The following is a 3,767-nucleotide window of genomic DNA, read 5'->3' as shown; positions in this document are numbered from 1 at the left end:
GAACGCTTTGAGAAGCATTTACAGCATTTACCATTGCTTGTACCTCCGCCACAGTTGCTGGTGCTGAGAACAAGTTTGGATTGGCATCAATATAGGCTTGGTAAGCCGCTTGGTTGCCTGCAACAGCTCCTGTTATGGCTGGAAAAATCGAGTTGATTTGAGGCACAGTTACCACAGCAGGCACATTATTTGGATTGTCGCCTTCATTACCGATTTGGGCAAGAACGCCTTGAGAAACATTTACAGCATTTATCATTGCTTGCACCTCTGCCACAGTTGCTGGTGCTGAGAACAAGTTTGGATTGGCATCAATATAGGCTTGGTAAGCCGCTTGGTTGCCTGCAACAGCTCCTGTTATGGCTGGAAAAATCGAGTTGATTTGTGGTACAGTTACTGATGAAGTCACCACATTTGGATTGTCGCCTTCGTTACCGATTTGGGCAAGAACGCTTTGAGAAGCATTTACCGCATTTATCATTGCTTGCACCTCAGCCACAGTTGCTGGTGCTGAGAACAAGTTTGGATTGGCATCAATATAGGCTTGGTAAGCCGCTTGGTTGCCTGCAATAACTCCTGTTATTGGTAATTGGTTTAACTGAGTAGTAGATACTAAAGATGGTACTAAATTAGGACTATCACCTTCGTTACCAATTTGTTGCAGAATATTATTGATAATCGTACCTATACAGTCGGTCCAAGCACCATTTTGGTATCCTTTGACACAGCCTGAAGATAGGTCGTAAATAAGCATACCGTTTACAGGTGCTGTTATAGAAGCCGTATTGGGAACCCTACTTATAAGTAGGGCTTTTGTGGCGCTTTCTAGTTCTAAAACTGAGCTTGTACCGATTGTAGTTGGATTGTCTCCAATCTTTACTTGGGCGGATAGCAACACCCCAAACAATAGAGCGAAAATGAGTAACAGTTTTTTCATGATTTGAAATATAGTTAATAAATTATTAATTGAACATATTAACCCATGTATTGTTCTGATAAATTTTAAATTTATTTTCAGAAAGTACATAAACAATCATTCCATTTATAGGTTGAGCGATATCTGATGTATTGGATATGCGTGTTACAACAAGAGCTTTGTTTGGACTTTCTATTTCTAGTAAAGAACTTGTACCAATATTATTCTTATTATCTCCAATTTTTTTTGTTAATTCTTGGCTAAAACCATAAAGATTAAATCCAAAAAGTACTAATGTAAGTATTATTTTTTTCATAGCCTTTATTTGATTACTATCCAATTTGCACCATCACTTTGTAAAACAAAAACGGCATTAGGAATGTTAGTAGTTGTAAAATTAGTAACACCATCAGGATAATAAATAGGTGTTGAAAAAGAGAGTACGTTTGTTGTGTTTTGATCTTTTCTACAAATAGTATATTCTCTACCAGTACAACTGCTTGCTGCAGGTAAAGTAACAGTAAATCCAGCAGTAGCAGTATTACATACAACTGTAGAATGGGTTGCATTTAGGGTAGTATTAGACGCAATTGAAGTAATGGAGGTTGCAATTGCACCAGCAACTTGTAAATATGATGTTGGTGAAGATGTACCTATACCCACATTCTTATTGTTCTTTAAAAGCATAGTTGGTATTGTTTCTGAATATGGAGCGTCTTCTGTAGCTGCACCGTATGGTGTTGTCCAAAATTGAATATCGCCAGTATCTGAACTATTACCTTTAATTCGAATAGCTGCTCCTTTAATTGTTGGATGTGATTTTGCAACAAACAACTCATTACTAGTGTCGCTATTGTACAGATTTGAAGACAAAAGAACATCTCCATGTACGTTGGTAATCAAATTGACATACTCTTTTAATAAATCTTGAGTAGACGAAAATGACAAATATTGTCCTACTTTAAAGTTTCCATTTACATCAAGGGTTGCGCCAGGAGTAGCTGTACCAATACCTAGGTTTCCAGATGCGTCAAGACGCATACGTTCAGCATTATCTGTCCTAAACACTTGAATACCAGAAACACCAGAAGTGAAATAATTATCTCCATTAGCTCCATAGCCAATATGAAAATTAGAACTCCCAGGAGTGTTTGGAATGTTGGCAATCTCAAATTTTGATGTTGGTGAAGATGTTCCAATACCTACGTTTCCGCCAACTTCAAATATTGCACTATTCCCTAGCGTTCCTGTTCCTGTAAATTTAGATAAGAAGTTAGTTGTACCTGTTCCTGTTATTGGATTTGTAAGAGTACTTTGTTTTGTATCTAAAGCATCGCTAACCGCTTTTGTTGTTGGATAAGTTATATCATTTGGATTTGCTAAAGTTGTAACTTTATTGGCAACGTTTTCAGGTGTAAAAGAAGTCCCAATAATGTAAGGAGAAGCTACAGTACCAGCTCCAGTGATGTTTATATTACTACCCGCATTGGCTACGCCACCTACACCAGCTGCACCTTGAGGACCTGTTGCTCCTGTAGCACCAGTATCTCCTTTGATAGCTGCTAAAAATTGCGTTGGCGATCCTGTGTTACCTGCGTTTAACCAGATTTGGTATGCGCTTAAACCGTCTGCACCTGTTGCACCAGTAGCGCCTTGAGGACCTGTTGCGCCAACCAGTGAATTTCCTGCTGGCCAAGACCCCGCAGTTTTTGGACCATAAATAGTATTTGTTGTTGTATTTATGTAAAAATCTCCATTACTCCCTAACAAATTAGAAGGAGTTGATGCTCCTGACAACAGCGCACTGCCAGAACTAATTCGTTGCCATGTACCTGTTGTTATACTATCAGATCCCGATGGATTACTAAAGTAATAGAATCCAGGAGTTACTATAGTTACAATACCTTGACCTGCTAAAGTACTTCCTGTGGCTGTGTTGTAAACAATCATTCCATCAAAGGCTGTTGGAAAATTAATTCCGTCTAAAGCATCAGTTTTAAATTGCCAAGTAGTTAAGTTTGTTCTAGGAAATATTAATCCTTTTCCTAATGAGTTAGCATCATTAAAATTGGTAGACGCGTCTATAAAAGCATTTTCATCTGTAATGTTATTATTAACAGGTCTATTGGTATTAACCTGAGCATTATTATTGGTTGCATATAAGCAACAAAATACTATAAGTATTAGTGCATTTTTTTTCATAAATTAAATTTTAAATTATTAATTCTTTACTTATTGATTTCCTTCTTTCTTTGCGCCTTTGAGTGAAATTTTTTTACTATAATGAATCTGAGAACGTTGTGTTAAAAAAACAAGAAAACTATCCACAACAAGTAGATAGGTTTTAAGTTACTATTATAGTTTATTTGTATACATCGAACAGTTATGGTTGTGTCACAAACGTAAAAGAACAAGGTTCACTATTGTTTAAAGTAAACGTTGTTGGTCCAGCAACTTGAGGAGTACCACTTGCGTTAAGCACAATATTTTGAAGACCACCAATACCAAAGGGAAAAGTTCCTGATCCAGTAAAAATTACACCATTAGCAGTTGCTGATAGATTAAATGTGCCTGAACTTTGTACATTGACCGTTATGGTCTGAGAAACCGACGATACTGGAGTTCCCACATTTAATATTCCTGAAGAAGCAGTATTACAATTAGTAATATTGAAAATGGCAGTTCCGTTACTAGAAGGGTAAACAAAGTTTCTAATGAAACTACAATTATTAGGTGAAGCTGCGTTTATAGTAAAGGAATTATTGCCAGAAATATTAACTACTGATCCACTTGCCGTTAGCACGATAGTTTGAGGTCCTAAAACGTCAATTGTTCCACTACCCGAAAATGTTAC

Annotated in this window: 3 protein-coding genes and 1 pseudogene; all 4 read right to left on the bottom strand. The window is 37.0% G+C overall.

The features are described from left to right. Positions 1-934 (bottom strand): hypothetical protein (locus ACIQ06_RS16210; RefSeq protein ID WP_396147968.1); only part of this gene is annotated, 934 nt, incomplete at its 3' end. A 25-nt stretch (positions 935-959) separates the two neighbouring features. Continuing rightward, the gene (locus ACIQ06_RS16205; RefSeq protein WP_396147967.1) at positions 960-1,229 is read right to left on the bottom strand and encodes a hypothetical protein; all 270 of its coding nucleotides are present in this window, start codon (positions 1,227-1,229) and stop codon (positions 960-962) included. A gap of 5 nt (positions 1,230-1,234) precedes the next feature. Further along, positions 1,235-3,115: a hypothetical protein gene (locus tag ACIQ06_RS16200; RefSeq protein WP_396147966.1), complete on the bottom strand. Its 1,881-nt coding sequence runs from the start codon at positions 3,113-3,115 to the stop codon at positions 1,235-1,237. Between the two features lie 181 nt (positions 3,116-3,296). Then, a pseudogene (locus ACIQ06_RS16195) lies at positions 3,297-3,767 on the bottom strand (hypothetical protein); the annotation flags it as partial.

Source organism: Flavobacterium sp. (assembly GCF_044341265.1).
In the GTDB taxonomy this organism is placed as follows: domain Bacteria; phylum Bacteroidota; class Bacteroidia; order Flavobacteriales; family Flavobacteriaceae; genus Flavobacterium.
This window is presented reverse-complemented; position numbering and strand designations above follow the sequence as displayed.

Coding starts and splice junctions, on each gene's coding strand:
- ACIQ06_RS16205 (WP_396147967.1), bottom strand. CDS start 1,229: ATGAAAAAAATAATACTTACATTAGTACTTTTTGGATTTAATCTTTAT.
- ACIQ06_RS16200 (WP_396147966.1), bottom strand. CDS start 3,115: ATGAAAAAAAATGCACTAATACTTATAGTATTTTGTTGCTTATATGCA.